Origin of the sequence: Nitrospina sp. 32_T5 (assembly GCF_052156635.1) — a bacterium.
Classification (GTDB): Bacteria; Nitrospinota; Nitrospinia; order Nitrospinales; family Nitrospinaceae; genus Nitrospina.
In genome coordinates this window covers 346,082-372,760 of the sequence record NZ_JBQKUO010000001.1, presented here as the reverse complement: position 1 = coordinate 372,760, position 26,679 = coordinate 346,082, and the positions used below count along the sequence as shown (strand labels likewise).

General features: G+C 57.6%; 27 protein-coding genes. 10 read left to right on the top strand and 17 right to left on the bottom strand.

Annotated features, from left to right (window positions below; all coding sequences use genetic code 11):
• Positions 1-27: 27 nt before the first annotated feature.
• Complete coding sequence (locus tag ACTRW9_RS01675) at positions 28-2,121, bottom strand: thioredoxin domain-containing protein (RefSeq protein WP_442428056.1); 2,094 nt, start codon at positions 2,119-2,121, stop codon at positions 28-30.
• The gene (aroA, locus tag ACTRW9_RS01670; protein ID WP_442426659.1) at positions 2,114-3,373 is read right to left on the bottom strand and encodes a 3-phosphoshikimate 1-carboxyvinyltransferase; all 1,260 of its coding nucleotides are present in this window, start codon (positions 3,371-3,373) and stop codon (positions 2,114-2,116) included. The genes ACTRW9_RS01675 and aroA overlap by 8 nt, the downstream gene beginning before the upstream one ends.
• Positions 3,374-3,573: 200 nt before the next feature.
• Between aroA and ACTRW9_RS01665 the strand changes: the two genes are divergently transcribed.
• From ACTRW9_RS01665 to ACTRW9_RS01650, 4 genes are all read left to right on the top strand, one after another.
• Positions 3,574-3,864, top strand: coding sequence for a hypothetical protein (locus ACTRW9_RS01665; protein ID WP_442426658.1), 291 nt, complete (start codon positions 3,574-3,576; stop codon positions 3,862-3,864).
• A 40-nt stretch (positions 3,865-3,904) separates the two neighbouring features.
• Complete coding sequence (locus ACTRW9_RS01660) at positions 3,905-4,462, top strand: DUF4149 domain-containing protein (protein WP_442426657.1); 558 nt, start codon at positions 3,905-3,907, stop codon at positions 4,460-4,462.
• Positions 4,463-4,582: 120 nt separating this feature from the next.
• Positions 4,583-5,479: a formylglycine-generating enzyme family protein gene (locus ACTRW9_RS01655; RefSeq protein ID WP_442428055.1), complete on the top strand. Its 897-nt coding sequence runs from the start codon at positions 4,583-4,585 to the stop codon at positions 5,477-5,479.
• Positions 5,460-7,124: an FAD-dependent thymidylate synthase gene (locus tag ACTRW9_RS01650; RefSeq protein ID WP_442428054.1), complete on the top strand. Its 1,665-nt coding sequence runs from the start codon at positions 5,460-5,462 to the stop codon at positions 7,122-7,124. The genes ACTRW9_RS01655 and ACTRW9_RS01650 overlap by 20 nt, the downstream gene beginning before the upstream one ends.
• 4 nt (positions 7,125-7,128) lie before the next feature.
• On the opposite strand, the gene ACTRW9_RS01645 is transcribed toward ACTRW9_RS01650, so the two are convergent.
• From ACTRW9_RS01645 to ACTRW9_RS01635, 3 genes are all read right to left on the bottom strand, one after another.
• Positions 7,129-8,193: an ADP-ribosylglycohydrolase family protein gene (locus ACTRW9_RS01645; RefSeq protein WP_442428053.1), complete on the bottom strand. Its 1,065-nt coding sequence runs from the start codon at positions 8,191-8,193 to the stop codon at positions 7,129-7,131.
• A 34-nt stretch (positions 8,194-8,227) separates the two neighbouring features.
• On the bottom strand, positions 8,228-8,671 hold the full coding sequence (locus tag ACTRW9_RS01640; RefSeq protein WP_442428052.1) for a hypothetical protein: 444 nt from the start codon (positions 8,669-8,671) through the stop codon (positions 8,228-8,230).
• Between the two features lie 127 nt (positions 8,672-8,798).
• Positions 8,799-10,157, bottom strand: a complete 1,359-nt coding sequence (locus ACTRW9_RS01635; protein WP_442428051.1) for a sensor domain-containing diguanylate cyclase — start codon at positions 10,155-10,157, stop codon at positions 8,799-8,801.
• A 489-nt stretch (positions 10,158-10,646) separates the two neighbouring features.
• Here ACTRW9_RS01635 and ACTRW9_RS01630 point away from each other — a divergent pair, with 489 nt between their 5' ends.
• On the top strand, positions 10,647-12,203 hold the full coding sequence (locus ACTRW9_RS01630) for a Re/Si-specific NAD(P)(+) transhydrogenase subunit alpha (RefSeq protein WP_442426651.1): 1,557 nt from the start codon (positions 10,647-10,649) through the stop codon (positions 12,201-12,203).
• A gap of 11 nt (positions 12,204-12,214) precedes the next feature.
• A complete protein-coding gene (gene pntB, locus ACTRW9_RS01625) occupies positions 12,215-13,615 on the top strand; it encodes a Re/Si-specific NAD(P)(+) transhydrogenase subunit beta (protein ID WP_442426650.1) in 1,401 nt (466 codons plus the stop codon).
• A 36-nt stretch (positions 13,616-13,651) separates the two neighbouring features.
• On the opposite strand, the gene ACTRW9_RS01620 is transcribed toward pntB, so the two are convergent.
• Positions 13,652-14,506: a hypothetical protein gene (locus tag ACTRW9_RS01620; protein WP_442428050.1), complete on the bottom strand. Its 855-nt coding sequence runs from the start codon at positions 14,504-14,506 to the stop codon at positions 13,652-13,654.
• A 60-nt stretch (positions 14,507-14,566) separates the two neighbouring features.
• Here ACTRW9_RS01620 and ACTRW9_RS01615 point away from each other — a divergent pair, with 60 nt between their 5' ends.
• Together ACTRW9_RS01615 and ACTRW9_RS01610 are read left to right on the top strand one after the other, a co-directional pair.
• On the top strand, positions 14,567-14,875 hold the full coding sequence (locus ACTRW9_RS01615) for a hypothetical protein (RefSeq protein WP_442426648.1): 309 nt from the start codon (positions 14,567-14,569) through the stop codon (positions 14,873-14,875).
• Between the two features lie 3 nt (positions 14,876-14,878).
• On the top strand, positions 14,879-15,589 hold the full coding sequence (locus ACTRW9_RS01610; protein WP_442428049.1) for a formylglycine-generating enzyme family protein: 711 nt from the start codon (positions 14,879-14,881) through the stop codon (positions 15,587-15,589).
• A 10-nt stretch (positions 15,590-15,599) separates the two neighbouring features.
• Here ACTRW9_RS01610 and msrP read toward each other — a convergent pair whose 3' ends face one another.
• From msrP to priA, 4 genes are read right to left on the bottom strand one after another with little or no spacing between them, the layout of a single operon-like run.
• Positions 15,600-16,571, bottom strand: a complete 972-nt coding sequence (gene msrP, locus ACTRW9_RS01605) for a protein-methionine-sulfoxide reductase catalytic subunit MsrP (RefSeq protein WP_442428048.1) — start codon at positions 16,569-16,571, stop codon at positions 15,600-15,602.
• A 15-nt stretch (positions 16,572-16,586) separates the two neighbouring features.
• A complete protein-coding gene (cutA, locus tag ACTRW9_RS01600; RefSeq protein ID WP_442428047.1) occupies positions 16,587-16,910 on the bottom strand; it encodes a divalent-cation tolerance protein CutA in 324 nt (107 codons plus the stop codon).
• Between the two features lie 10 nt (positions 16,911-16,920).
• Entirely contained in the window at positions 16,921-17,502 is a 582-nt protein-coding gene (locus ACTRW9_RS01595; RefSeq protein ID WP_442426644.1) for a YqaA family protein, read from the bottom strand.
• 57 nt (positions 17,503-17,559) lie between these two features.
• Positions 17,560-20,025 (bottom strand): primosomal protein N', encoded by a 2,466-nt coding sequence (gene priA / locus ACTRW9_RS01590; RefSeq protein WP_442428046.1) that lies wholly within the window; start codon positions 20,023-20,025, stop codon positions 17,560-17,562.
• Between the two features lie 210 nt (positions 20,026-20,235).
• Between priA and ACTRW9_RS01585 the strand changes: the two genes are divergently transcribed.
• Positions 20,236-20,424: a hypothetical protein gene (locus tag ACTRW9_RS01585; protein WP_442428045.1), complete on the top strand. Its 189-nt coding sequence runs from the start codon at positions 20,236-20,238 to the stop codon at positions 20,422-20,424.
• 68 nt (positions 20,425-20,492) lie between these two features.
• On the opposite strand, the gene ACTRW9_RS01580 is transcribed toward ACTRW9_RS01585, so the two are convergent.
• From ACTRW9_RS01580 to ACTRW9_RS01565, 4 genes are all read right to left on the bottom strand, one after another.
• Positions 20,493-21,509 (bottom strand): peptidylprolyl isomerase, encoded by a 1,017-nt coding sequence (locus tag ACTRW9_RS01580; RefSeq protein ID WP_442426642.1) that lies wholly within the window; start codon positions 21,507-21,509, stop codon positions 20,493-20,495.
• Positions 21,510-21,636: 127 nt separating this feature from the next.
• Positions 21,637-22,434: a formylglycine-generating enzyme family protein gene (locus tag ACTRW9_RS01575; RefSeq protein ID WP_442426641.1), complete on the bottom strand. Its 798-nt coding sequence runs from the start codon at positions 22,432-22,434 to the stop codon at positions 21,637-21,639.
• Positions 22,431-22,655 (bottom strand): hypothetical protein, encoded by a 225-nt coding sequence (locus ACTRW9_RS01570; protein ID WP_442428044.1) that lies wholly within the window; start codon positions 22,653-22,655, stop codon positions 22,431-22,433. The genes ACTRW9_RS01575 and ACTRW9_RS01570 overlap by 4 nt, the downstream gene beginning before the upstream one ends.
• A gap of 230 nt (positions 22,656-22,885) precedes the next feature.
• Positions 22,886-23,497 (bottom strand): Maf family protein, encoded by a 612-nt coding sequence (locus tag ACTRW9_RS01565; protein ID WP_442428043.1) that lies wholly within the window; start codon positions 23,495-23,497, stop codon positions 22,886-22,888.
• Positions 23,498-23,619: 122 nt separating this feature from the next.
• On the opposite strand from ACTRW9_RS01565, the gene ACTRW9_RS01560 reads away from it, so the two are divergent.
• Positions 23,620-24,024, top strand: a complete 405-nt coding sequence (locus tag ACTRW9_RS01560; protein WP_442428042.1) for a peptidylprolyl isomerase — start codon at positions 23,620-23,622, stop codon at positions 24,022-24,024.
• A gap of 22 nt (positions 24,025-24,046) precedes the next feature.
• Here ACTRW9_RS01560 and ACTRW9_RS01555 read toward each other — a convergent pair whose 3' ends face one another.
• The 3 genes from ACTRW9_RS01555 to ACTRW9_RS01545 all read right to left on the bottom strand — a co-directional run bounded on the left by ACTRW9_RS01555 (position 24,047) and on the right by ACTRW9_RS01545 (position 26,577).
• Complete coding sequence (locus ACTRW9_RS01555) at positions 24,047-25,114, bottom strand: radical SAM protein (protein ID WP_442428041.1); 1,068 nt, start codon at positions 25,112-25,114, stop codon at positions 24,047-24,049.
• Between the two features lie 163 nt (positions 25,115-25,277).
• On the bottom strand, positions 25,278-25,559 hold the full coding sequence (locus ACTRW9_RS01550) for a hypothetical protein (RefSeq protein ID WP_442426637.1): 282 nt from the start codon (positions 25,557-25,559) through the stop codon (positions 25,278-25,280).
• 70 nt (positions 25,560-25,629) lie between these two features.
• Entirely contained in the window at positions 25,630-26,577 is a 948-nt protein-coding gene (locus ACTRW9_RS01545; RefSeq protein WP_442428486.1) for a bile acid:sodium symporter family protein, read from the bottom strand.
• Positions 26,578-26,679: the final 102 nt, after the last annotated feature.

The window sequence follows — 26,679 nt, the reverse complement described above, 5'->3', positions numbered from 1 at the left end:
CAAAGGCAAACGGAAAAGGGGGTTGCTTCAATCGCGCACCTGCCGGTAATCGTCCACAAGGTTTTTGAGTTCCGTTACTTGCGTGACCGGCGGCAGGCACGAGCCGTGCTGGCAGACGTGGGCGGTGGTTTGGCCCTGCAGGGGTTCCTTGCCGGCCAGCAGAGGCACCCGCTGGGCGTCGGCGTCGCCGTCCAGCGCAAACGCGAACACCGTGTTGGGAAAAAACCGCCGGCGCATGAACGGCCAGAAGGCTTCCATTCCCTTGTCCGAGTTCACCCCGCGAACCGCCACCTGTTTGCAGCCGCCCAGGTAAAGGTGCAGGGCCTGCATCATGAACGAGGAGTTGATGCCGTATTCGGTGACCTCGTCGGAGAAGGCGAGGAAGATTTTTTCAGCGCGGCGTTCGTAGTCCACGTTCTGGGTGAGCGCGGCGAGTTTCAACAACGCCATGGCGGCACTGCTGTTGCCGGAAGGCTCGACGCCGTCGTAACCGGACACCTGGCGGACGATCAACTCCTCCGCGTCGCTTGCGGTTTCGTAATACGCGCCTTCGTTGCCGAATTTTTCCTCCACCGTTTTCATCAAGGCCTCGGCCTTTTCGATGTAATCCGGGTTGTACGTGGCTTCATACAGGTCACAGCAGGCGAGCGCGACGGAGGTGTAGTCGCACAGGTATCCGTCGTAGCGTGCCTCGCCCTCGCGCCAGCGGCGGAGCAGTTTGCCTTCCGGCGTGCGCAGGTTGTTCCAGATGAAGTGGAGCGCTTTTTCGGCTTTGGCGATGCGGTCGGCGTCGTCCAGCACCCGTCCCACCTGCGCCATGGCGCGGATCATGAGTCCGTTCCACGACGTTAAGATCTTGTCGTCGAGGAGCGGCCGGATGCGTTGGCTTCGCACCGCCAGCAGTTTTTCCCGCGCTTCGGCGATTCTGGTCTCAACATGGTCCAGCGGCAGGCCGAGGTCTTTGGCGATCTGTTCCGGCGGGCGTTTGACGTGCAGGATGTTCTTGCCTTCCCAGTTGCCGTTGGGCAGGACGTTGTAATAGGGGATGGCGATGCTCGCCGTCTCGCGGCCCAGCACCTTTTCAATTTCCTCCTGCGTCCACACGTAGAACTTGCCTTCGACGCCTTCGCTGTCCGCATCCTCCGCGCTGTAAAATGCCCCTTCCGCCGAGGTCATGTCGCGGTCGATGTATTGCAACACGTCGTTGGCGTAGTCGGCGAATTCCCGCTTGCCGGTCACCTGGTAAGTCTCGATGAGTGCGGTGACGAACAGGGCGTTGTCGTAAAGCATTTTTTCGAAATGCGGCACCAGCCATTGGTGATCGGTGCTGTAGCGGGCGAGGCCGCCGCCGATCTGGTCGTAGATGCCGCCGTGTTTCATGGCGCGCAGGGTGTTCTCCACCATCTCCAGGCTCAGTGCATCGCCGGTGCGGTGGTGATGACGCAACAGCAAGGACAGGCCCATGGAGGGCGGAAACTTGTTCTGCTGCTGAAACAGAAATCCGTGGTGGAGCCGGTCGTAGGACTGCGAGTAGAACTCGCGGGTTTTGTTTTCGCCGTGAAAGCCGAGGTCATCCGCCGTGGCTTCGGTGCTCTGCTCCTGTTTGGAGACGTCCTTGAGGTAATTGATGAGCGCGGTGCTCTGCTTCTCCACTTTCTCAGGTTCCTCGCGCCAGGTTTTGTCGAGAAAGGTGAGCACTTCCAGGAACGACGGCAGGCCGTAGCGTCCGACGGAGGGATAGTACGTACCGCCGTAAAACGGAATGCCGTCCGGCGTGACGAACACGTTCAGCGGCCAGCCGCCCTGCTGGCCGAAGGCCTGCACGGATTTCATGTAAATGCTGTCCACGTCCGGGCGCTCTTCGCGGTCCACCTTGATGGGAACGAAATGCGCGTTCAGGTATTCCGCGATTTCCGGGTCTTCGAACGATTCCCGTTCCATCACGTGGCACCAGTGGCAGGTGGCGTAGCCGATGCTGACCAGAAGCGGCTTGTTGGCTTTTTTTGCCAGCTCGAACGCCTCCGGTCCCCAGGGATGCCAGTCCACGGGATTGTGTGCGTGCTGAAGGAGGTACGGGCTTTTTTCGTGAATCAGTTTGTTGGTGTATTTGTGTTCAGTCATAAAAAATCTGGAAGCGTTCGAAAAAATCGGGAAACGATTTGTCGACGCATTTCGGGTTCTTGATCCGGATGCCGGGGATGCGGAGCCCGGCGACGGCGAAGCTCATCGCCATCCGGTGGTCGTTGTAGGTTTCAATGGCCGCCGGTTTCAACTCTCCGGGCTCGATGGAGATGAAATCGTCACCGGCCTCGACCTGTGCGCCCAGCCGCGTCAACTCCGTTTCCAGCGCCTGAATGCGGTCGGTTTCCTTGATGCGCAGATTGGCGATGCCGGTGACGGTGGTTTTGCCTTCGGCGAACAGCGCAACGACCGCCAAGGTCTGCACCACATCCGGCATGCTATTCATATTGATGGTGATTCCGCGAAGAGGTTTTCCCGTGACGGTGATTTTTTCATCGCCGATCTCCACTTCACACCCCATCTGTTCCAGCACGCGGGGGAACTGGATGTCGCCCTGCACGCTTCCGGGGTTGATGTGGGTGACGGTCACAGCCCCTCCCGTAACCGCCGCCGCAGCAAAGAAATAGGACGCGCTGGAGGCGTCGCCCTCCACCCGGTAAGTCTGCGCCCGGTAGCGCTGGCCCGCCGCGATGCGGAAGCGTTGATACGACTCATTGCGCACACTCACGCCGAAGGTCTTCATGATGTCGAGGGTGATGTCCACGTACGGCTTGGAAGTGAGCTCGCCTTCGATCTCGATGGTGGTGTCGTTCTGGAAATAGGGGGCGCAGATGAGGATCGACGTCAGGTACTGACTGCTCTTGTCTCCGGGTAGAGACAACGTGCCGCCACGTGGCGACCCTCCTTCAATGAGAAGCGGAGGGCACTGGTTGTTGCGCACGGATTCGGCGCGAATTCCCATTTGCCTTAAAGCTTGAAGAAGATCTTCAATGGGACGTTCCTGCATGCGTTCGTCCCCGGTGAGGCGGGTCTGCCCCGGTGCGAGCGTGGAGAAGGTCGTCAAAAAACGCATGGTGGTGCCCGCATTTCCGATAAAAATTTCATCTTTCGGCGTACGCAAGGTACCGCTTGTGCCGTTCACCGTCACGGCCTCTTTTTCTTCGTTGCAGGCGATGCCGAACTGCTCCAGGGCCTGTCTCATGTAACGCGTGTCGTCACTGAACAAGGGACGCTCCAGGCGCACCGTGCCCTCTGCCAGCGCGGCCAGCAGAAAAGCCCTGTTGGTGTAGCTTTTCGACGAGGGGGCCTCTACGGTCCCGCGGGCCACTTTGATCGGTTTGATTTCAATCAATTATTTTCTCCAGAGTCTTTACGGGCAGGTCCGAACAATGCGGCCAACTATATCACAAAGGCCGGCTGTCTCCCATGTTCCGACACGGGGGAGGCCGTCTTGTATCGAAAATGGGGTTTTGCTATGATTGCCCTACAGCTAGGCATAACAGGTAAAATCAGATAGGTTTTTTGCGTTAATCAAGGCTGTGGAGTTCGCCCATGCAATGGCTCAAATTCACTTACTGGAAAGAATGGTGGTTCAAAAAACCTGAAACCGAAAGAAAACGTCTCAAATCTTTTATTCCTCTGGTACTCTATACCTTCGGTTTCGTTTACTTTGTGATTTACCTGTCCATCCTCAATTCGGTGAACCGCTACAAGACCGGCGACACCGTCAAAAGCTGGTTCGGGGGCGACAGGCCGGAGCTGGTGAAATTGAAGGAAGAGCAGGAGCGGGAAATCGAAAAAAGTTACAAAGCCCTGCGCAAGCAGGTCTCCGGCGGCCGCTGATGGCGGCTCCCGGATTCATGACAGCAACCCCCTGGTTTCGATGAAACGACTCATTTATTTTGCAAACTGGTTGTACCTGTTTTCCCTTTCCCTTTGGGTTGGTGGCATGTTCCTGCTTGGCATTTTGGCCGAGATCGTGGTCCGCGTGAAATTGAAGGAACAACCGCAGATGGCGAGCAACGTCATGAATGGCCTGATGGATATTTTCAATGTCCATATCATATACTGGTGCATGGGCCTCATGATCGGTGCGGTTTTGATCCGTTTTTTTGCGGACCGTCTTGGTTGGGGAGGCTACGTGGAACCTGTGGTCACCAAAAGGCGTTATACCAGGCAGGTGTTTTTGGCGATCATGGTGGTTCTGGCGATTTACATCGGCAGTGTTTTGCGCCCCGAGATGCATGCGATGGACCAGAAGAAAAAAGCCAACCCGGAAAATATCCAACTGCAACGCCAATTCGACACTTATCACAGCCGGCTGACCTGGCTGTACACCGTCAACATGATTCTCGGCCTGGGACTGTTTTGGATTCATGGCAAGGAAATGGCCCGATTCCGGGAATCCGGCCAACCTGTGCCCCCGGCTTCCGCGTCCTGAAACCCGGTACGCTGCTTGATCCCGTGAGTGAAAACATATTTGAAGTTGAAGTGGATGGTTAAGCGGACTCAAAGATTTTGCCGTTTAGTGATCTTTGTGTCACTGTTGATTTGGGTTTGGGTGTCTTGCGCAGCGGCCGCTTCCGTGGACCATGAGGAAGAGTTGGCAACGCAGGAAGCGCTCAAGATGTATTCAGACATGGTGGAAATCCCCGCCAGCACCTTCCGCATGGGATTGGGATTTCATAAAATCACCGACATGCTGGAAATGTGCTGGCAGGTGGATGACCGTTGCAACCGCTGGTGGTTCAAGGATGAGTACCCGGACCACATGGTGTACCTGGATAAGTACTGGATCGACATTTACGAGGTCACGAACCAGAAGTACCTGGAGTTTGTGGAGGCCACCGGGCATCGGCCGGCCCTGGATGACACCTGCGAAACCAAAGCCTGCTGGGAAGGCAACCTGTGGAAAGGGAAGGGCTTTCCCAAGGAGATCAAAAACCAGCCGGTCACCCAGGTCAGCTGGCACGATGCAAAGGAATACTGTGAGTGGCGTGGCAAACGGCTGCCCACTGAGGCGGAATGGGAGAAAGCGGCACGCGGGCCGATGGGGAACCTGTATCCCTGGGGCAACGACCTGCCTCCGGGAAAAGCCACTTATCGCAGAAAGTGGCGTGGCATTCACACCATGACCGATGTCGGGTCCTACCCCAACGGCGTTTCCGTATACGGCGTCCACGACATGGCGGGCAACGTGTGGGAATGGGTGGCGGACTGGTATGACCGCAAGTATTACAAAAAAAGAGTTCGCAACAATCCCCAGGGACCCGAGCGGGGGGTCTTTAAAGTGATGCGCGGCGGTTCCTGGGTGAACTACGAGGACACCCTGCACAGCGCTTTCCGCCGCTGGGGCCGTCCTTACGTTCGGTTCAACGACACCGGGTTTCGCTGCGCCAAAGATCCCATCCCAATACCGTCCACGTCGGGACAAAATAATGAAGCCAAAACGGACTGACGACCTCACCGAAGCCGAACGCGACATTCTTCGCCGCTATGTCACCGATGTGGATGCCCGTGTTTTCTCCCTCCAAAACCTGAACCCGGAAGTCATCGGGGCGGCGCTGGCCCGTTACAGCCGGGCCCCCACCGGGCTCAAGGAAACCGTGGCACGGGAATTCCTCAATCCCGACGGCACTCCGAACGACGTCAAGGGAAGCGAGATGGTGGACCGCGTCGTCAACAAGTTCGGCGACGATTCGGTGGCGGAACTGGCGGTGGCTCCGATCTGCATCGAGGAAGTCTCCAACCTGATGACCAAGATCATTGAAGACTGCCGGATCGGCGGTTCTCCCATTGAGGAATCCACCCGCTACGTCCTGTATGACCAGCAGCGCGGTGGAAGCTGGCGTTACGTGCGCCCGCGCAACGTGATGGAATCGGGCCTGGGCGAGTCGTACGTCGCGGTCATGGATTTTCTGTTCGCCACCTACGCCGCCATGGTCGAGCCCATGCAGGAGCTGTTCCGCAAACGCCTTCCTGCCGATTCGTTCGCCATCGAGGTGGAACGCGGCAATGAGGTAGCGCGTGTGTATCCTAAGGACCTGAAGGGCGATAACGAGAAACGCGCGCACCGCATCGCCTACAACTTCACCATCCGCAGTGCGGCGTGTGACGTGATCCGCTGCATTCTTCCCGCCGCCACGCAGGCCAACGTCGGCATCGTCGGCAACGGCCGCTTTTTCTCCATGCTCATTTCGAAATTGCTGACGGAAGAACTGGTGGAGGCGCAGGATCTGGCAGTGCAGATCCGCAACGCGTTGAGTCACCAGATCCCGACGTTCATCAAACGCGCTGCCCGGCGGGAGCACCGGGCCGCCGTCCATAAAAAAATGCGCGCCCGCTGTGATGAACTGTTTGCCAGTGAACCCATCGAAACGGCGCCGGAAGTGGCTTTGCTGGAAGACCGGGACGAGGATTACTTCATCAATCTCGTGGCATCGATGATTTTCCCCTACGTGCAACATTCGACGGAACAGATCAGGCGCGTGGTGCGGTCGCTTTCCGAAGAAGCGCGGCTGGAAATTTTTCACCTGTACATGGGAGAGCGCAAAAGCAAACGCGACCGTGCGGGCCGTGCGCTGGAATACGGCTACCCCATTCAGTTCGACATCGTCGCCGGGTTCGCCGAGTACCGCGACCTGCAGCGCCACCGCATGCTCACCCAGCAGAGACAGGAGATGGGTGTCCTGCTTGGCTATTCCATTCCTGATGAGATCGAAGAGATCGGTATGATGGAGGAGGTGCATGAATGTTTTCAGCGCGCGGAGTCCCTGCACCATGACCTCAAGCGCGCGGGCCTGCGGGAAGAGGCGCAGTACGCGTCCCTGTTCAACCACTTCATCCGCTGGAACATGGGCATGAACCTGCGCGAGCTGGGTCATTTCACGGAACTGCGCACGCAGAAGGCGGGCCATCCCAAGTACCGCCGTGTATGCCAGACGATGGCCCGGCTTTACCTCAAGCGTCATCCGGAGATGGAGCCGGTCCTGCGCTACGTCGATTACAACGACTACGACCAGAGCATCACCCGCGCCGAACAGGAAGCACGCACCGCGCGCAAGAGTCTTGCAACCGGCGTGTTCGACGACATGGACGACTGAACCGTCAATAAGGCGGCAGGGTGCGGCGGAAGCCGTGAGCCAGAACCACCCCGAGAAAAAACAAGTTCCGCAACAGCATGGGCAGGTATCCTGTCTCCGGCGGAGAGTGCGCCTGTCCCGTTTCAAAAAAATCAGCCAGCGACTCACCCAGTCCTTCCATCCATTCCACCGTCTGCGGCCATTCGTTGAGATCCGTCAGCCAGGGTTCAGGGATGCCCTCCCTGCCGACCCCCGCCCCGACGATGCTGCCCAGGATGGCACCGGTGGTGTCCGTGTCGCCGCCACAGCGAATGACCGAGAGCAGGCCATCGAGGAAACGGGTGGGATGCCTCAGCCATGCATGCAACACCACCGGCAGGATGTGGTACATGTAACCACCGACGCCTTTTCCGAGTTCCATGGATTCCGCGAATGCCGGTGTGTCCTCGCCCCGTTGAATGCTTTCGAAGAGGAGTTCGATCAAATCGAAGAACCGGGAGTCCGCGCGGACATGCTGTTGCAGTGTCTTTCGATAGGAGGTTGCCTCGGCCTGTTGCCGTGCTGCGTGGTGGGCCGCCCAAGCGACAGCCAGCGCACCGTATTCGGCCTGGGGATCGGTGTGGGTGAGACGTGTGTTGCATCGCACCAGTTGGTGGAGGCGTTCCGGGTCATGGCCGTAACCGATGCCGATCAAGGCACTGCGCATGGCCGGTCCGTTGCCCGCGGAAAACACGCCGCTGCGGTGTGGCGAAAATCCGGCAGACGATTTGAGGATGGCCCGCAATGTGGCGAATCCCACCCCGGCGGGAAGCGCGGCCAGCCACTTTCGCATACGCCCGGCCATATCGCGCGCAAACCGTTCCGGATCGCCAGCCGACTGCAAGAGGGCCTGCGCGGTCATGACCTGGTGCTGGGTGTCGTCGGAGACCATGCCCCGGCCGAACACAAAATGATAGGCAACGGGATCGGGAAACAGACGCGATTGCCGCGTGCGCGACAATCCTTCCATCGGCAGTCCAAGCGCATCGCCCACAGCGGTTCCCAGCAGGCATCCGGTCACAGCGCGTTGCCGGTCGAACGATCCGGTCATGGTTGCCTCCTCCGGACTCAGGCCGGACGGGTTTTCAGGGACCTTCGTTAAAAATGGAGCGTTCCCGGAATACCACCGGTCGGTGGGTTTTCGGTATCGTCCACAGGTTGAGTTTTTTAGAGACGAAATCCGAGTGCACCACCTTGATGTGCGCCTCCAGCGCGTCTCCCTCTTCGCTCATCACCACCCGTTCCAGTTCCACGAAACTGGCCCCCGCACCGCGGTTGGAAAACCACAGCACCGTGTGGCGAGTGAAGTCCAGGGGTGGGGGATCGGGAATCAACCAGTTGAGCAGGCGTGGAAAATCGGACATCACGTTTTCCTGCAATTCCCATAGCGCAACGAAGGCTTCCCGCGTGTAAAGGACTCCTTTGTAATGCACGTCCTCTTCCGGCAGGCGGCGCAGTCCCAGTTCTGGCGGCACATCCACGGATTGGAAGGGGAGGGTCTCCTTTTCGGCAGCCGAGGCGGCCCCCAACCCAGAAATCCCTCCCAAAAACAGGAATGCGAAAAACGACAGAGTGCCGGCGATGATCTTTAAGGATTGATTTTGGATCAGGAAAACAGGGGCTTGGCGGGGAGTGGTCCTTTTGAGGCGGCCTGGGTTAGTTGGAACCCGTGCGTTTGCGCGCCACCGTGCGGTTCCGTCCGGCATTTTTGGCATCGTACAGGCAGTCATCCGCTTCTTTGATGTAGGATTCCAGGTCGCGGCTGTCATCATTCACGCAACTGAGGCCGAAGCTGGCGGTCACGCTCACCTGCTGACCCTTGTAATTGAATTTGGTTGAGGCCAGCTTGGCGCGCAGTTTTTCTGCGAAGACGTAGCCGTTTTCCAGGTTGGTTTCCGGGAGCAGGAAGAAAAACTCCTCTCCACCCCAGCGGCAGATGTGGTCCATGCGCCGGCAACTGTTTCGCAACAGTTCCCCGACCTGGACCAGGATGTAATCGCCGGCATCGTGTCCGTACTGGTCGTTGATGCTTTTGAATTTGTCGATGTCCACGATAAGCAGGGTGAATGGACGCTTGGTGCGTTCGAAACGCGCTTTCTCGTGGGCCAGCTTGTCGTTCAGGTCCCGGCGGTTGGGCAGGCCGGTGAGAGGATCGGTGCGGGTCGCCACCTCCAGTTTTTCCTTGAGTTGCAGTAACTCGTGAATCAACTGCTTTTGTTTTTCCCGGTCCGCCACCTGCTGATCAATGTTTTCCACCGTCGCGATCGTGATCTTGCCTGTGTCGTCGAAAAGAATCTGTGAGCGGATCTTGACCCAGATCATGGTGCCGTTGCGCCGGATCACCCGGCACTCGGCATCCACTTCCTCGCCCTTGTCGTTGCCCCGCCCCCATTTTCGGATGACGTCTTCCTGGTCGCCCGGGTGGATGCAATCCCACCAGACCTGGCCCAGGCTTTCGGAAATGGTCCTGCCGGTGATGACTTCCCAGGCCGGATTGACGTAGGCAATCAGGTTGTCATTGTCGGTCTGAAAAATGCCAATGGGTGAGGTTTGGCTCATTTCCCGGAACCGCTTCTCACCCAAACGCAACTGATTTTCCAGAACGCTCCGTTTGGTCAAATCCAGAGCGATGCCGATGATCTTGTCCGGCTTGCCATCTGCCATCTGCGGCGATTCAAACATTTCCAGCCAGATGGGCTCGTGCTGTTTATTGCTGAAAATGGTTTTGTAATTGATCGGCTCTTTCGCGAATCCTGCTTCCAGGCAAGCCCGCTGTTTGAATGTTTCGTTAACAGGGTGATTGGCGAGGTAGTCGGGCCAGCGCTGCATGAAATCCTCGGGGGCATGCCCGAGAACATGAGTGACCTTGTTGCTGACGGAGGTCAGGGGGCCTTCCGGATCCCGGGTGAACAGGAAAAAAGGAAACAACCCGTCAAACAATTTGAAGAACATTTCAGGATGATCCAGCAGAAACGTTTTTTCCTGAATGATCTGGTTGGCAATGTCCCGTTTCATTTCCATACCCGGGTGCACAAATGGCCTCTTCCCTGTTTTGCAACAGGGTGACGTGGGCGAAAAGCCTATTATGTTTTGAAGAATTTAAACAAAAATAGTGTAACACTAAATTTTTCAATCCCGAACAAAAAACCAACCAAATTGATTAAATCCGGGTAGCGGGTCCGGGACCGGTCTTTTGATTATGGAATGGGCCTTGTACTGGAGAAAAAATGGAGGTCAATTGGCCTCCTTGCTAAACGGGGGATGTTCAAATTTTTGCAACGGACGGGATGAAATTGAATCCAAACACCGTATTTTTTATTCGTACCCGTTTAATGAGACCGAAAATCCCGGTAAATGCCGAGAAAAAGGGTGAAATTGGGCGTGATTATGCTAGAGTTCCTGATTCTACGCCCGGATTTTAAAAAAATTTGGACAAGACCTCTGTTTTGGTTATCATTCGTGGGCATTTCTGAGAACCAATTATAAATAAAGGAACAATTGGCGATGAAAATTGGCATTCCCAAAGAAGTTCATCCCGGCGAGAGGCGGGTGGCCACAACCCCTGAGGTGGTGGTTCAGCTGTTGAAGCTCGGGTTTGAAGTCGCGATTGAGTCCGGTGCCGGTGCCGAAGCTAAGTTTTCCGATGAAGCGTACAAAGAGGCCGGGGCCACCGTGCTGGATGGTCCCAGGGCTGTTTGGGATCAAAGCGATATCATATTGAAAGTACGCGGACCGGAGCACCATCCGGATCTGAAGGTGGATGAAGTGGATTTGACGCACGAGGGCCAGGTGCTCATATCTTTCATCTGGCCTGCGCAAAACCAGGAGTTATTGAAACGGCTGGCCGCTAAAAAAGTCACGGTGATGGCGATGGACAGCGTTCCGCGCATCAGCCGTGCCCAGAAGCTCGATGCCTTGAGCTCCATGGCCAACATCGCGGGATACCGCGCGGTGGTGGAGGCGGCGCAGTTGTTCGGCCGGTTCTTCACCGGGCAGATCACCGCGGCGGGTAAAATCCCTCCGGCCAAGGTGCTGGTCATCGGTGCCGGCGTGGCGGGCCTTTCCGCTATTGGCGCAGCCAAGAGCATGGGCGCCATCGTGCGCTCGTTCGACACCCGCCCCGAGGTCAAGGAGCAGGTCGAGAGTATGGACGCGGAGTTCCTGATGCTCGACTTCGAGGAAGAGGGTTCCGGCGAAGGCGGCTATGCCAAAGTGATGAGTGAGGAGTTCATCAGGAAGGAAATGGAACTGTTTGCGGAACAGGCGAAGGAGGTGGACATCATCATCACCACCGCGCTGATTCCGGGCAAGCCGGCTCCGAAACTGATCGTCTCTGACACGGTGAAGCTGATGAAAAACGGCAGTGTCATCGTGGACCTCGCCGCCGAGCAGGGCGGCAACTGCGAGCTGACCGAGCCGGGCAAGGTGGCCAACGTGAGCGGCGTCTCCATCATCGGCTACCTGGATCTGCCGAGCCGTCTGGCCACGCAGGCCAGCCAGTTGTACGGCACCAACCTGCGGCACCTGCTCTCCGACATGTGTAAGGAGAAGGACGGCAACCTCAACATCGATATGGAGGACGAGGTCATCCGCGGTGTCACCGTGGTGAAGGACGGCGAGATCACCTGGCCGCCGCCCGCACCGAAACTCTCGGCGGCGCCGCCCAAACCGAAGGAGGAAGCAGCTCCTCCTGTGGTGAAGAAGGAAGAGGCCGAACCTTCCGCTACGGGCATGATCATGACTTTTGTCATCGGCGGCCTGATGCTGCTCGGGCTGGGCGCGGTGGCGCCGGCTTCGTTCATGGCGCACTTCACCGTGTTTGTACTGGCGTGTTTCGTCGGTTACATGGTCATCTGGAACGTGACCCCGGCACTCCACACGCCGCTGATGAGCGTCACCAACGCCATCAGCAGTATCATCGTCATCGGCGCCCTGCTGCAGATCAGTTCGGGCGAAAACCTGATCATGTGGCTTGCCGCCGCGGCGGTCCTGATCACATCCATCAACATAGCAGGCGGATTTGCCGTAACACGCCGCATGCTGGAAATGTTCCGTAAATAGGAGGCGAAAAGATGAGTCAAGGTATCGTAACCGCCTCTTATATCGGGGCGACCATTCTGTTCATTCTGGCGCTGGGCGGCCTGAGCCATCAGGAAACCGCCAGGCGCGGCAACATCTACGGCATCCTCGGCATGACGCTGGCTTTAATCGTGACCATCGCCGGGGTCACCGCCAACATGGCCCTGCTGGTCGGCGGGTTGCTGATCGGCGGCACCATCGGCATCATCCTCGCCAAGCGCGTGCAGATGACGGAGATGCCGGAGCTGGTGGCCATCCTGCACAGCCTCGTCGGTATGGCGGCGGTGCTGGTCGGCTACGCCAACTTCATGGACCCGAACGTGCATTTCGAGGGGGTCGAGCTGACCATCCATGATGTCGAAACCTATCTGGGCATCCTCATCGGTGCGGTCACGTTTTCCGGATCGGTCATTGCCTGGGGCAAGCTGTGCGGCAAGATCACCGGCAACCCCATGCTGATCCCCGGACGGCATCTGTTCAACCTCGGCCTGTTGATCGCCACCATCGTGCTCGGCAAAATGTTTGTCGATCAGTCGGCTGCGGGTGGGGGTTTGACACCGTTGTTGATCATGACCGGCATCGCTCTTTTGTTCGGCATCCACATGGTCATGGCCATCGGTGGCGCCGACATGCCGGTCGTCGTGTCGATGCTCAACAGTTATTCCGGCTGGGCGGCTTCCGCCACCGGTTTCATGCTGAGCAACGACCTGCTGATCGTCACCGGAGCGCTGGTGGGAAGCAGTGGCGCCATCCTGAGTTACATCATGTGCCGCGCCATGAACCGCAAGTTCCTGTCGGTCATTGCCGGCGGATTTGGCACCACCACAGGTGCGCCTGCGGCTGCCGCCGGAGAGCAGGGAGAAATCCAGGCTCTGGAAGCGCCGGAAGTGGCCGAGCTGCTCAAGGAATCGAAAGAGGTCATGATCATCCCGGGCTATGGCATGGCGGTGGCGCAGGCACAGCACATCGTGCGCGAAATCACCAAGAAACTCCGCGACAAGAAAATCAACGTGCGGTTCGGAATCCACCCCGTGGCGGGTCGTATGCCGGGTCACATGAACGTTCTGCTCGCGGAGGCGCAGGTGCCGTACGACATCGTTTACGAAATGGACGAGATCAACGACGATTTTCCGGACGTGGACGTGTCGATCATCGTCGGCGCCAATGACATCGTCAACCCCTCCGCGCAGGACGACCCGAACAGCCCCATCGCCGGCATGCCGGTCATGGAATGCTGGAAAGGCAAGTACACCATCGTGCTCAAACGCAGCATGGCAACCGGGTACGCAGGTGTGCAGAATCCCCTGTTCTTCAAGGAAAACACGCGCATGCTGTTTGGCGACGCGAAGAGCAGTCTGGACGCGGTTTACGCTGCCCTGCAGGACGGTCATTGAGCAACAAAGAATGCGTTCACCCTGTCGCCGGACCCGTCAGCGGTCCAGCGGCAGGGTGAAAACCGCATTGCCTTTCAGCGACGTCACCACCGCCCGGTGATGACCCAAGTCGTACTCTATCCCCGCAGGACTCAGCACGTTTTCCTTCAGCACCTCCACCTCGCTGTAATTCCTTATCCGGTAAACCCGCCCCTGTTGCGCGTCTGTTACAATCAGGTTGTATTCCCTGTCGAACACCACCCCGTACAAACTGCCGAACGATTTGCCCAGAAGCTGATGGACCGTGCCGTCGCCACGTACGCTTAAAAGCCGGCCTGTGTTGCGGGTGGCGACGATCAAAACCTGGTGACGCGGATCGTAGGCGAGTCCGGCGGGACCGTCCAGGCGCGGACCCTTTGCCAGCCGGGACACGGTGTGGCCTGCGGTGGTGTCGATGCGGTAAATCGCGTTGCCGGGGGTGTCGGTTGCATATAGAATCCCTTCCTCTCCGGCGGTGAGACCGGTGAGAGACCGCACGCCCAGGCCGGACAGATCGATGGTGCTCCGGGTTTTTCCCGTGGCGAGGTCGAAGCCGCGCACCGTATCGAGGTCGGCTGTGTACAGCACGCCGTTCATCATGGTCAGTCCTTTGGGTGCGTGCAGGGTGACGGCATTCCGGCCGGAAACGAGAAAACGTGGAACGATCATGTTGCCGTCGGCGTCGAGGCGGGTGATGAACCCGTTGTCGTCTTTCAGGTCCGCCCGGCCACCCATGTTGGCGATGAAGATGTGGCCGCTTCGGGGATCGACGGCGACTCCTGCCGGTGCGTCCAGACCGGTGGCGACAAATGCCGAAAGGGACAGGGGCAGGGCAAGCAAAATCAAAAATGGCAGGACAAGGAATCGTAGCATCGGACCTGTAAGAAAATGGGCGGACCATCGGGTGCGCTTCCTGTATTATGTTAGGCACACATGATGAAACGGAACAACAACATTTATGTCGGCGTTTTTCTGCTGGGGCTGACCGGAGTCCTCATCGGCGTGGTGGTGCACAGTCCCATGCTGGCGGTGGTGGCGGGGGTCCTGGGTTCGATCATCGGCGGTTTCATCGGCTGGCTGGGCGGACGTTTCTACCTGGTCACCATCTGTGTCGGCGTGCTGATCGGGACGTTCATCGGCTACCGGACCGGCGACCGCGACATCCTCATCATCGCCGCGGGATCCGGTGCCGCCATCTCCGGTTTCGTCGCCAACTTCATCCAACTCTTTCGGCGCAAATGAATCATGAAAACGGCAACGCGTTTTCTCCTGGTACTGAGTGCGTGGTTTTGCTTTGCGGGAATGGCCCTGGCAGAGTTCGACGATCCGTCGATGGTGCTCATTCCGGAAGGCGAGTTCGTCATGGGTTCCGGCAAGGCGGAGGACGAGCCGCCGCATACGGTGCACCTCTCGGCATTTTACATCGACCAGCATGAGGTGACGCAGTTGCAGTTCGAGGCGGTGATGGATGACAATCCGTCGAACTTCGAATCGCCAGACCGTCCCGTGGAGCAGGTCACCTGGTACGAGGCGCGCGACTACTGCAGGCAGGTCGGCAAGCGCCTGCCTACGGAAGCGGAATGGGAAAAGGCGGCGCGCGCCGGAACCGCGACAATTTATTACTGGGGCGATGCCATCGACGGCGACCACGCCTGGTACTGGGACAACTCCGGCAAGACCACCCACCCGGTGGGAGAGAAGAAACCGAATCCCTACGGCCTGTACGACACAGCGGGCAACGTGTGGGAGTGGGTTCTCGACAATTATTCGGACACGTATTACACGGAAAGCCCGAAACGCGATCCGCAAGGTCCGTTCGACAGCAAGTACCGCTCCATCCGCGGTGGATCGTGGCGCGATCTCGAACAGACCCTTCGCGCCACGCGGCGCAATTACGAGCTGGCAGCAGGCCGGTTCGACCACATCGGTTTCCGCTGTGTGCGGGATGTGGAGTGAGGCGTGAAATTCAAGTGTAGAGCGAGGCGACAAAATCGCCGTATCCGTTGTACTTCTTTGTGAGCCGCACTTCCTTGGTGCCGATCATCTCTTCTTTCGTCTGCGGCCAGCGCGGGTGCGGCACATTGGGATCGACGTTGGCTTCCCACCCGTACTCCAGCGGTTGCAGGGTATTCCAGAATGTGGACGGTTCGTAATCGACCACTTCGATCCGCTGGATCGACTTGATGCTCTTGAAGCCGTATTTCCACGGTACCACCAGGCGAATGGGTGCGCCATGCTGTTTCGGCAGAGGGTGACCGTAGATGCCGGTGGCGAGGATCGTCAATTCATTCATCGCTTCTTTCATGGTGAGCGCTTCCGAGTAGGGCCACGGCTGCCAGAAGGCAAACTGTCCCTGCGCCAGGAACGGTTTGTGAAACGACTCGAAACGCACATGCGTCGCGCCGGATTGCGGCTCCACTTCATCCAGCAGGGCTTTCAACGGAAACCCCGTCCACGGCACAGCCATCGCCCACGCCTCCACGCAGCGGAGACGGTAAAATCGTTCTTCCAGGATGAACTTTTTCAAAAAGTCGTCGAAGTCGTAGGTCTTCGGCTTGTTGACGAGCCCGGTCACCTCCACCTGCCAGGGACGCGTCTGCAGGCGTTGCGCGTGGTGGTCGACGTCTTCCTTCACCTCGCTGAACTCATAAAAATTGTTGTACGACGCGGCGATGGTTTCCGATGTCAGGCGGCGGTCGAGTTTGTACCTGGTGATGCGGTTGGCCGGGTACACGGTTTTTTCGAGATCGGTGAGGTTGATCTCCGGATGCGCGTCGATCACCTCCTGCGGCGGCGAGCACGCGGGGAGCGCGCCTGCGGCATATAGGGACACCACGCCCATGGCCTTCAACACCTCGCGCCGGTTCATGTAGATCGACTCCGGCGTGAGTTCGCCTTCCGGCATCTCCCAGCCTTTGGGAATGTGGATGTTGCTCATGACAGTATTACCTTTTTATTTTTTAGGCACCCAGTCGTCGATGCCCTGCAGGTAGGGTTTCAATCCTTTGACGATGGGCAGGGCGATGACTTCCGGCACGTCGTAGCTGTGGTTGGCGCACACCCATTTTTCGAGATCGTCGAAGCGGTCGCGGCGCGTCTTGATGATCATCAGCACTTCCGGGTCCACGTTCATTTTGCCGTCCCAGTAATAGTACGATTTGATGGAAGGAATCACGTTCACGCAGAAGGCGAGCTTTTCCGTCACCAGACCGTTCGCCAGTTTTTCGGCTTCGTCTTCCGAACCTGCGGTGACGTAAACCACCACATGCTCGTCCATACAACCTCCGTCAGAAAACGTATTTCAGCAGAACGAATCCCAGCACCAGGAGCACGAAAAACACGATGCTGAGCACGTTGAAATACCGCTCGATGAATACCTTGATGGGCGGACCGAACTTGTAGAGAAGCGCCGCCACGATAAAGAAACGCGCCGCGCGGCTGGCGAACGACGCGCCGACGAACACCGGAAAGTTGATCTGAAACGCCCCGGCGGCCAGCGTGAACACCTTGTAGGGCAGGGGAGTGAACCCCGCCGCAGCCACGGCCCACGCATTGTATTCCTGGTACCAGCCTCCTATTTTATCGAATTGCTCCTGGAAATGATAGAACTCCACGATGCGGTTGCCCACCAGGTCCATGAACTGCCAGCCCAGCAGGTAACCGAACATCCCCCCGAGCACCGAAGCGATGGAACACACCAGCGCGAAAGAAAACCATTTTGTGGGCACCGCCACCACCATGGCAATCAGCAGGACGTCCGGCGGAATCGGGAAGAACGAGGATTCGGCAAAGGATAGCACCGCCAGTGCCGGCACGGCGTGCTTGGTCGATGACCATTGCAGAACCCAATCGTACATTTTTCGGAGCATGGGGACCTTGAATCGGGTCAATAAGGAGGTAAAGGGTACCACAGGGTTGAACGAAACTTAAAGCATATTGACGGGATCGACATCGAGCGTGACCTTGCACTGCGTGCCCGGCGGTTTGGCAACGGCGTCGAGTCGTTTTACTTTGTGCAGGACGCTTTGCAAAACCTCCGCATCCCGCGCGCGGAAAATGAAGTGCCAGCGGAAAAGGTCGTGCAAACGGTACAGGGCGGCGCGGGCGGGCCCAAGCAGTTCCACTCCCTCCGCGCCACGCACCAGTGGTGCGAACTCGGCCTGCAGGCGGTCGGTGTACGCTTCGCCGTCTTTCTCGCTGGGATGCTCGATGAGAAGCGACGCCAGTCGGGAATACGGCGGGTAGTGCAGGCGTTGCCTTAAAGTGAGTTCCTTTTGGTAAAAGCCGTCGTAGTCATGCGACGCGACGTAATCGTACACGTAGTGATCCGGGTTGTGCGCCTGGATGACGACGCGGCCCGGAACCGTTCCGCGTCCGGCGCGCCCCGCCACCTGCGTCAGCAGTTGAAACGTTCGCTCGCAGGAACGGAAATCCGGTATGTGCAGGGACAGGTCGGCGTACACCACGCCGACCAGCGTCACACCGGGGAAGTCGTGTCCCTTGGTGATCATCTGCGTGCCGATGAGGATGTCGATGCGGCCTTCCCGCATGTCGCGGTACATGGCCTCGAACGCCGAACGTGTTCGGGTGGTATCGCGGTCGAGTCGCGCCGTCCGTGCGGCGGGGAACAGGGATCGCGTTTCTTCTTCCAGCTTTTGCGTGCCGAAACCACTGAAGCGGATCACCTCGCCGCCGCACTCGACGCAGTGGTCCGGCATCACGCGGGTCAGGTTGCAGTAGTGGCAGAGCAGGATTTTTGTCCGGCTGTGAAAGGTGAGGGACACACTGCAATGCGGGCATTCAAAAACAAACCCGCATTTGCGGCAGACGACGTAGTTGGCCGTGCCGCGCCGGTTGAGAAACAGAAACACCTGCTCGCCCAGGTCCATGCGCTCGAGGATGGCTTTCTTGAGTTCCAGCGAAAAAATGGAATAGTTCCTGCGTTCGTCGCGCTCCTTCCTCATGTCCACCAGGCGAACCGTCGGCATGAGCCGCGTGCCGATCCGTTTCGGCAACGTCAGGTAATGGTATTCCCCGCTTGCGGCCTTGTGGCGCGATTCGAGGGAGGGAGTGGCGGAGCCCAGCACCACCACGGCGCCCGCATTTTGTGCTCGTGCGATGGCGGTTTCCCGCGCGTGGTAACGCGGGGTCGAGTCCTGCTTGTACGAGCCGTCGTGCTCCTCGTCGATGATGATGATGCCCAGGTTGTTCAAGGGGGCGAACACCGCGGAGCGCGCACCGATGGCGATGCCCACTTCGCCCCTCCGGATTTTCTCCCACTCGAGGTAACGCTCCACCGGCGACAGGCCACTGTGCAGGATGGCGACGTTTTCCCCGAAGCGGCGGCGGAACAGGAATACCGTCTGCGGCGTCAACGAAATTTCCGGCACCATCATGATCGCGGTGCGCCCGGCATCGAGCGCCTGCTGGATGCACCGTATGTAAATTTCCGTCTTGCCGCTACCCGTTACGCCCTGCAGCAGAAACGTGTGGGCAACCTGGGTCTCGATCGCATCTTTCAATGCGCCGTACATCTGTTCCTGGTCCGGGGTGAACTTCAACGGACCGTCCAGCCCTTCGGTGGAAAGATCGACCTCCTCTCCACCGTATCGTGGAACCTCGACGCGGCGCGTTTCAGCCAGACCTTTTTTGCGCAGCTCGCGGAGCGGCCCGGCATGTCTGGGAAACCGTTTGGACAACTCGGTAAGCGTGAGTTCACCATTTCCAAGAAGAGCGTACAGTTCTTTCTGTTTCGGACTGCGGGCGAGAAGGGTTTCCGCCTCCGCGTGTTTGGCCACGTTGTCTGTCAGACTCGCTACCGTTTCGGTTTTGTAAGGGACGGAACTTTTCCGCAACCGGGTTTCGGTGAGAAGCAGGCCTTCCAGCTTGAGCGTGGCCAGCGTGTGCGACTTGTAGTTTTTCCTGAGCGCGTGACGGATCTGTTTTCGGGAAAGCTGTTTGCGTTTCTGGATGAGCTGCAGGATCGCGAGCCCCGAAGCCGAAACCGATTTGCCCTGCAAGGCGATTTCCCCTTCCGGCGATAACGAAAACAACTCATGTTCTTCATCGTCGAGTCCGGCGGGCAGGGCGGCGCGAATGGACTCACCCCAGCTTGCGTGGTAGCGGTCTGCGAGCCAGCGGGTGAGTGCAAGCATTTCCTGTGAAATGACCGGTTGGGTGTCCGGTGCGTCCTCGAGGTCCTTGAGTTTCAAGGATGGTTCGCACGTGTCCGCCAGTCCCACGATGTACCCGGTGATCTTTCGAGGGCCGAACGGCGCCAGCACGCGCATGCCAACCTGCACCCGGTCCTGCAGTGCGGGGGGGATGCGGTAGGTGAACGCGTCCGGGAGAGGCAGATTGAAAACCACCTGGGCGTAGGCTGGAAGGGTCATCGGCGATTCACATGGATTGAAGACGGCGAGACCGGGGTTCAATCCCTCCGGTCCCGCAAAGTGTACCAGAGTTCAGAGTGGTTTCCACGGTTCTGGATGGCCAATCGATTAAAGAATTGACAGCCTCCGGCAATTCCACTAGTCTTTTTCTTTTTTTGAAAGTCTGTTTGCAGGAACCCGACGAGGGGCGATAAAGCCCAAGGAGGTTGCATGAAGGTTGGAGACAAGATCAAATTCGATTTTGCCGGAAAAAAGAAAGACGCCGTGGTTCACAAGGTGCACGAGACCACCGTATACCTGAAGGTGGATTTTGACAAGGATCCCGGAAAAATCGTGAAACGCAAGCTCAGCCAGATTGATGGCGGCAAGGCAAAGAAAGAAAAAAAGAGCAAAAAATAACCCGCGGGAGGTCTTCCTCCGGCGGGTTTCCTTCCAAAGAGAAACGGGGCCGTCCGGCCCCGCAATTTTCAGAAATAAATTTTAACGTTGGCGTCCTGTTTCAAAGCTTCCAGGTAGGGCCGCGTCCGCTTTTTCAATTCCTGCTCCAGTAAAATTTTCCTTATGGTTTCGCGGCTGTTTTCAACGGTTGCCTGGAATCCTTTTTCGACGTCGGTGACCTTTAAAATCTGCAAGCCGTGCGCGGTTTTAAAGATGCCGCTGATTTCGCCTTTGCCCAGTTTGAACGCCTGTTCGCGGAATGGGGCGAACATATGACTGTTCCGGGTGAACCATCCCAGGTCGCCTCCGCGGCTGGCGAGGGAATCCTCGGAATGGGTTTTGGCCATCGTTTCGAATTCTTTTCCGTTTTGCAACTGCTTGACGATGTCCTCCAGTTTCTTGCGCGCTTTCAACGCTCCAGCCGAGCCGGTTTTGGGGTCGACCTTAATGAGAATGACGCTGGCCTTCCGTTTTTCCGGTTTGGTCAGGTTGTCTTTGTTCTTTTGAAAGTACTCCTGGATGGCGTTTTCCGGAATTGTGATTTTTCCGCTCAACTCCTTTTCAATGACCGCATCCATTAACAGGTCGTCGTGAAGTTTGGAGCGGTACTGCTCCATCGTCAGGTTGCGGAGTTTGAGTTGTTTCTTGAACAGATCTTCGCTTTTGAAGGTGCTTTTGATGGAAGCGACTTTCTCATCAACCTGCTTGTCCGAAATGGAAACACCGATGGCTTTGGCTTTTTCCAGAAGCAGGCTGCGATGGATTTCCTCTTCGAGCAGTTTTTTCGCGGCCACTTTCTGTTGTTGGGGAGAAAGCGCCATGCCTCGTTCCTTGTACCGTTCGACGTTTTTAACCAGCGTGGGCATGATGGTGCTTTTGGGAATTTCCTTTCCGTCCACCTGGGCCAAAACATCGGGGAGGGAGATATTGAGCCCGTCACCGTGATCGTGTCCGGAATGAGAATGAGCTGGAACCGAACCCGTGGCAAACCAGAGGACGGCGGCCACGGCCGGAAAGATTAACTGAAACCGTTTTCCTGAAATCATGAAAAACCCCGCATGCACTTGATTGAATTGATTGCAAACCTGTATTGTGAATGTAAAAAACTTACTGCGCGGTTTGGGGGATGTCAACCGAATTGTTCCCGGAGGGAACCGTTGCTGCCCATACGGATTACTGAACGGGCAGGACGGTGCGAAAACCATATATCATGTTTTTGGTGTTGGGGAAATTGCGTCCCCTCCTGACCAGGCGTGCACCGTCAATGGTATTGATCCACGATCCCCCGCGCACTACTTTCATCTTGGTCGGTTCCGGCCCTTCCGGATTCAGTTCCGGACTCTTGCGGTAGTAATCGTCGTCGTACCAGTCCAGACACCATTCCCACACGTTTCCGGCCATGTTGAATACGCCGAAGGGACTGATGCCCGCGGGATAGGCATCCACCGGGGCGGTGTGTCGGTACTTGTCTTCCACGCCAAACACATTGACAAAGTATAAAACGAATCCCTTGGCCCACTTGTCGCCCCAGGGATAGAGCCGGGTGTCGTTGCCGCGTGCGGCCTTCTCCCATTCCGCTTCCGTCGGCAGGCGGCGCCCTTTCCAGCGGGCGTAGGCCATGGCGTCGAACCAGCTGACGCCGACCACCGGATGGTTCGGCCGGTTGAAGCGTTCGTCTTCCCAGAAAAGCGGCTTGGGGTGGCCCGTATCCTTGACGAATTTCATGTATTCGGCATTGCTCACCTCATGGCGATCAATGAAGTATGCGGAAGTGTACACGTGGTGTTGCGGACCCTCTTCAGAGGCGTTGCCGGAATTGACCCCCATTGCAAAGTAACCTTCGGGAACGTACACCATGCCTTCCGGTGCCTCGGGCGGAGTTTCGGCGTGGATGGAGTTCACCTGCGGAAAAGCGAGGGTCAGAAACAGAAACAGGGAAGTGGGAAGAAGGGCAAACCGTTTTCGGTTCATGGAGCGTCGAAGAAGCCGATGTAGGTAACCAGGTTTTTTTCCGGCTCGATCTTGAATTCCTTGTCGATATCCTCGATCTCAATCCACTTGTAATGGCCGTTCCAGCAATTGAGCGAAAGCACCGTATTGCCGTACCAGTCCGTGCACTGGTTCAGGAAGATCGGCGCTTTGCAACGGTTGCAATGCCCGTGAATTTTCATCGAATCCTGGCTTGTAAACATTTGGATACCGACTCACCTAAGTGTCCCGTATTTGTGGATCAGGACTAAATGATATGTCCAAAAAGTAAAACTCTGCAAGAATTTTTTACCAAAAACTGTTTATTTAAATTTACATATTTGCATTTTTGTCAAGCGCTTTATTTTTATATGTCCGTTTGGGGTTATGGTTTGACGCCCGCTTTCTGTGCGGAAAAGCGGGCTTGCCTGCAAAGGAAAGGACACGGGTTTCCTCACAGGGTTTCTATGTTTTCGGTGTTGGGGCAATGCGGGAATCCCGCCTGTTTCAAGAGCCGCGAAACCGCTTCCACCGGGAGTCCGACTATGTTGGTCCACGAACCGGACCAGCTTTCGACCAGCTCTGCACCTACCCCCTGGATGGCGTACGCCCCGGCCTTGTCCATGGGTTCGCCACCTTCGATGTAACGGCGGATCGTCTCAAGGTCCAACTTTTTGATAAGCACGGTGGACACCTCGGCGTGGCCCGAGTGCACGCCTTCGGGATCGATCAGCGCGACGCCGGTGATCACCCGGTGTGCGCGTCCGCTCAGTTCATTCAACATCGCTTCGGCGTCTTTCACGTTTTGCGGTTTTCCGAGGAGCCGGTCCTCCAGCACCACAATCGTGTCCGCACCGAGCACGAAACTTCCGGGATGCGTGCGCGCCACGTGCTCGGCTTTCTGGTATGCCAGCGCTTTTACGTTTTCCTCCGGCGGCAGGGTGGGGTCGGTCACTTCGTCCACGGAAGCGGGAATGATTTCGAACTTCAGCTCCATCCGGCGGAGCAGGTCGATGCGCCGGGGCGATTGTGAGGCGAGGATCAGTTTTGGATTGGAGTCGGTCATGGTTCCCCTTCTGGAAATTTCAGGTCAGATAATTTAGTATAGGGGCCATTCAGCAGGCAACCGAAATCCCGAATGCGGGATTCGATGGATTATTATTTTTGACAAGTTTTTTGGGGGTTGCGATGGTAGGGTTTTCTCACCAGATTCAGGTTCGACATATTGTGGTGGACAAGCCCGAAGTGGCGGAATTGTTGAAGTCCACCATCAATGAAGTCAAAAACGCTGCGGGCCGCGTGAAGATGCTCATGCGGCTGGCGGAAAAGTACAGCCTGTGCCCGAGCAAGGAAGACGGTGGCAACCTGGGCTGGATCGTCCTTGCCGAGGACGACCCGCGCAAAAAAGCTCCCGATCCCGTCCTCGAGAACCGGGACCTGGAAGACCTCATCCGGGACGCGGTGAGGAAGATGCTCATCAACCGCGGTGAGCTTTACGGTCCCGTGAAAACCGGGCAGGGGCACCACCTCATCATCATCAGCAACGAGTTTGGCTCCGAGCGCTCCACCGAGTTCACCGGCTCCGCCCTGTGACGCTTCCTTCCACGGTATCCAATCAAATGAAGTTGTAGGCGAAACAGCCGCTGGAACACCGCACCATGTAATGCGGACAGGATCGGCAGGGTTCCTTCACGCTGGTGTGATCGAACACGTGGGACAGGAACTTCGATCCCATGCGCGCCTCGGCGATGGGATTGACCTCTTTGAACTCATCCACGTTTCCCAGCTTCAGGTTGTGGAAGGGAAAGCAGTTGAAGCAGTCGCCTTTCGCGTCGATGTCCATCGGGCTTCCATCCGCACAGCCGAAATAGAACTGGTGCGTTTTCCATTCCTCCAGTTCCGGAACCTGCTTGAAGCCGTGGTAATAAAACCGTTGTACCAGGTGCTCCTCGCCGCCTTGCAGGTCGTCGAGAAAACAGGGCGGAAACGAACAGTCGAACCGGAAACACATCTGCGGGTATTTTTTGAGTAACTCGAGCATGTGTCGTCCCACCCTGGGATAGTCGCGGATGGGCAGGTAGGTGTTGTCGATCTCCCCGACAATGGGAAACGCCGGGCTGACACGGATGCGGTACTTCTGATTGCGGGGCAGGCCCAATTCCTGATAGATGGCGTCGATCTCCCCGCATTGCGTATCCAGGTCCTGATCCCTTGAATAGAGGTTGATGCTGAAGGTCACGCCGAAGCCGTTCCGGCGCAGAAGGTGGCGTGCCACCTCGCCACAACGATGGTGGTTGGTATCCGAGATGTTGTCCCGCGTCTGCCAGTTCAGCAGGACGAAAGTCGAGATCTGTTGTTTGATGCTGCCGTGCACACTGAGTGCGGACTCCAGGAGTTCCAGGACCGGCTGTGGCATCAGCCCGTTGGTGAACAGGCCGAGGTGGGTGAAACGGGGCATCGCCCTCAGGGTGCGGGAGAAAATATCGGCGAAGCGTGGATGCAGGGTGGGCTCGCCGCCCATGAAGTTGATGACCGCGGCGTTGCGGATGCGCGGCAGCATCTCATCGATGAAGTAATCAAAATCCATGGACTTGCCGGGCGTCCGCACGGTCTCTTCCATGTACTCGTCGGCAAAACAGTAATTGCACTTCAGGTTGCAATAACTGTTCAGGATGATGTTCATGATGCGCCCTCCTGTCAGGAGGGGGGCTTGCATGCGGTCTTTAAAGGAACTGGGTCCTTGAGCGGGAAGTTCAACCGCACCGGCTAAAAACCGGCACGGGCAACCGTGGGATTGGGAATTTCAATCGGCCTGGGGAAAAAGCCTCCCGGAAAAATGAATCGGTTCAGGGTTCGAATTGTTTTTTTCTTCGGATCACCAGCCCCGTTCCGCTTTGCACCACAATGCGCAATTCGAAGGGGTTGGTCCGGCACACGTTGACGAACTTTTCGATGGCGTCGTTCTTGGCTTCTGCTTCGTCCGGGGCGTCCAGTTTGATTTCCCACGCGTGACTCAGGGTGGGGATGCGCTCGAAGCAGGCTTCTTCCAGGCGAAGGAACACTTCCTTCTCGGCTTCTTCGGCAATGCCATTGAATTCCGCTACAATTAGAACGTTGAAGGTAGCCAAAATGTCTCCTTTCTGAATCGAAAAACAACCCGATTGGATTGCAAAATCATACCACAGACAGGGTATGGAATTAAGCCCCCTGTTTCCGGATTTGCGGTTTGCCGGGGCTGTGCGGTACCAGCCGTGAGAGCCCGGCGGCCACGCTGCCCAGGATGCAGTGGGTGAGGGCGGACAAAGCCCCCGGTACTGTGGCCAGCCCGTACAGGGCAAAATTGCTCCGTGCCAGTTCTGTTGCCAGGCCGGAGTTCTGCATCCCCACCTCCACCGAAACCGTGCGCGCGTTGGTTTCATCGCCGCCGATCCACCTCGCCAGCGCGTATGCCGTAACAAACCCCAGCGCGTGCAGGGTGACCACCGCAGAAAGCAGCGTGCCTCCGCTTTCCAGAAGCTCGGTGCGCTTGGCGGCGAGGATGTAATCGACAATGAACACGATGGACAGCACCGCAAGGAGCGGGGTGTACGGGGTGATGTGTTCCACCTGGCGGTGAAAGAAATGGTTGATGGCAACGCCTGCCGCCACCGGCAGGATCACCACCTGGAACGTATCGAGCAGAAGCCCCAGCGTGTCCACCTGGATGACCGCGCCGGTGAGGTCGCGCGCCAGCATCTCCACCAGCCACGTGGTGAGCACGGGAGTCATGAGAACGGCGAGCAGGGTGGAGCAGGTGGTGAGCGTGACCGACAGTGCCACGTTCAGCCGGGCGATGAACACGACCACGTTGGAGGCGGTGCCGCCGGGCGAACATGCAACGAGGATGAGGCCGATCATGTAATCGAGCGGCAGGGCAAACGCGCGAGCGATGGCGAATCCCAGCAACGGCATGAGGCCGAACTGCAAACCGACGCCCATCAGGACCGGGCGCGGAAACTCCAGCACGCGGCGAAAATCCTTCCAGGTCAGCGTGAGCCCCATGCTCAGCATGATGATGCCCAGGAAAAACGGGATCCAGTGCGGCTGGAACCAGGTGGCGGTTTCCGGTTTCCACAAGGCCAGCGCCGCTCCCGCCACCACCCACAGGGGAAAGGCGTTGGCCAGCGTGATGAACGTTTTTGCGATCGGGTTCAGGGGCGCCTCACAGGTTGGGGCATCGGTGCGGAATGGGAAGGATGGACCGTCGAG